2 protein-coding genes are annotated in these 2,277 nt (G+C 46.3%); both read left to right on the forward strand.

The annotated features are described in order from the left end of the window. The first annotated feature begins 335 nt into the window (after nt 1–335). The gene (locus QCH34_RS10995) at nt 336–1,634 is read left to right on the forward strand and encodes an ATP-binding protein (protein WP_300334083.1); all 1,299 of its coding nucleotides are present in this window, start codon (nt 336–338) and stop codon (nt 1,632–1,634) included. Between the two features lie 95 nt (nt 1,635–1,729). Beyond that, nucleotides 1,730–2,277, forward strand: a 548-nt coding sequence (locus tag QCH34_RS11000; protein WP_300334085.1) for an OB-fold nucleic acid binding domain-containing protein, incomplete at its 3' end; no start/stop codon positions are given.

The following is a 2,277-nucleotide window of genomic DNA, read 5'->3' on the forward strand; positions in this document are numbered from 1 at the left end:
GAGAATCTTCATCTTCCCGATTACGAGCTGCGTCTGAGATCCATATTCCTGCTTTTCCATCACTCACCACACCATCATGACGTATCTGCCTGCTCAATTTCTAAGGCACCCGGATATAGATCGAATCGCCCATATACAATTGCCCACCCAGGGTATTCAATTTTTGATTCCGCTGCTTTGCAATGCTGCTCGAAATGGAGGAGTATGGAAAGGTACACGATAAACCACCCATAACCTTTCTTTGCCAATGATATTCTTATTATAAAGAACCATCTCAATGGAAAAGAACGGTTATATAAGAGAAGCGACAAGAGAGAAACTGAGTTGGATATACCATGGATAAAGCGCAGCTCATGGATGTAATCCTGCAACATCAGGAGATCTTTGCAGGGATACCTGAAGATACGATAGAACGGGATATCGATCTACAGAGATACATGCGTGGAAAAGAGATCGTCATAATAACAGGCATCAGGCGATCAGGAAAGAGCACCGTCCTGAAGCTCATTGCAGATCAATACCAACAACGGGATGAGAATATCCTTTTTATCAATTTTGAAGATATCAGGCTCCTCGACATCACAACGGACAACTACCATGATATCGAAAATATCGCAATAGAATTGTTCTCCCGCAGAAAGAAGACGGTATTCTTCTTTGATGAAATACAGTACGCACCTCAATGGGAGCGATGGGCAAATAACCTCCATTTCAAGGGGCATAAAGTCTTTGTAACAGGATCGAATGCAAAGATACTGGGAGGAGAGATTGCAACATCACTCACAGGAAGGAATGTCGTGCTGGATCTCCATCCATTCAGTTTCCGCGAGTTTTTACGATTGAAAGAGATAGAGATACCGGCAGAGCACCTCCTCACCTCAAACCTATCTGCCGAAATTGTTCATTTTTTTAAGGAATATCTCGAGTATGGCGGTTTTCCCGAGGTATTGAAAGAGAAGAACATCGAATTATCCGGGAATTATTTCAATGACATCCTGAAGAGGGATATCGAAACCCGCTATATGATACGTGAACAGGCAGGGCTCGCACGGCTCGCCACCTACCTTGCCTCGAATGCCACCTCCAAATTTTCATATTCAACTCTGAAGAGCGTAACAGGGCTGAAGAGCACAAACACAATCAGCCAGTACATCGGGTACTTCAGGGACTCATACCTCTTCTACACGCTTCCGGCCTTTTATTATTCCCTGAATAAACAGATTCAGGCATCAAAGAAAGTATTTGCAGGTGACAACAGTTTCTTAAATACCGTATCATTCCGGTTTTCTCATAATATCGGACAGAAACTTGAAAACCTCGTTTTTCTTTATTTATTGCAGTCAAAGAAAGGATATTCCCTCTTCTATCACCCAGGTGCATCAGGGAAGGAATGTGATTTCCTGATCATGAAGGAACCAGCTGTTCTCTCTGCTATCCAGGTATCTGCTGATCTCCAGAGCAGCGAGACAAGAAAGAGAGAGATTAGCGGGCTGCTTGATGCTCTTGATGAATATAATCTGGCTCAGGGGTACATCCTGACAATGGACAGTTATGGCCATGAGCAGATCGAAGGAAAGGATATCATCATCATCCCTGCATGGAAGTATATCCTCTACCCTGATCTCTATTCATAGAGGCTCCAATCGATACACAAAATACCTCTCACAGACCAGATTCTCATACAAACAGCCCGGACAAAAATACCATACATCCCCCTTCAGGTGATCCCATGCCAAAAACCCAGACCATAACCGACATAAGCGACGGATGCGAGGTTGACTCACTCTTCCTCCTCGAACAGATCGATATACGGAAGAAGAAAGATGACGGCAGATACCTCTTCGCCACGCTCGCCGACAGAACCGGCAGGATCTCCTGCAAGATCTGGGGGCTGCCGGCACAATCGGCTGACGAGATCGAGGCACTCGGCAGGAGCCTCCAGCAGGGAGAAGTCTACCGGATCAAAGGCTTTGCAAAAGTCTTCAATGGCGAGTGCGAGATCAATATCAATGATGGAATAGCCGATCTCGCCGCCCCGGCTGCTATCCAGGCATCAGAAAAGGGAGAGTTCGTCTATTCACCTGTTGATATCAAAGAAACCGCTATCGCCATACAGAACCTCGCCGGGACGATCAGAAACGGCCAGCTCAAGCTGGTCGTCTCCCTCGCATTGATGGATGCGGGCGGCTTCTACGAGAAGCCTGCGGCCAAGAAACGCCACCATAACTACCCAGGCGGCCTTGCAGAACATACCCTTGAGACGGCGACAATTGCTGT

It is taken from the genome of Methanocalculus sp., from assembly GCF_029762515.1.
Classification (GTDB): Archaea; Halobacteriota; Methanomicrobia; order Methanomicrobiales; family Methanocorpusculaceae; genus Methanocalculus.

Excerpts from the sequence above, each read along its gene's own strand:
- QCH34_RS10995 (WP_300334083.1), top strand. The coding sequence starts at position 336 with ATGGATAAAGCGCAGCTCATGGATGTAATCCTGCAACATCAGGAGATC.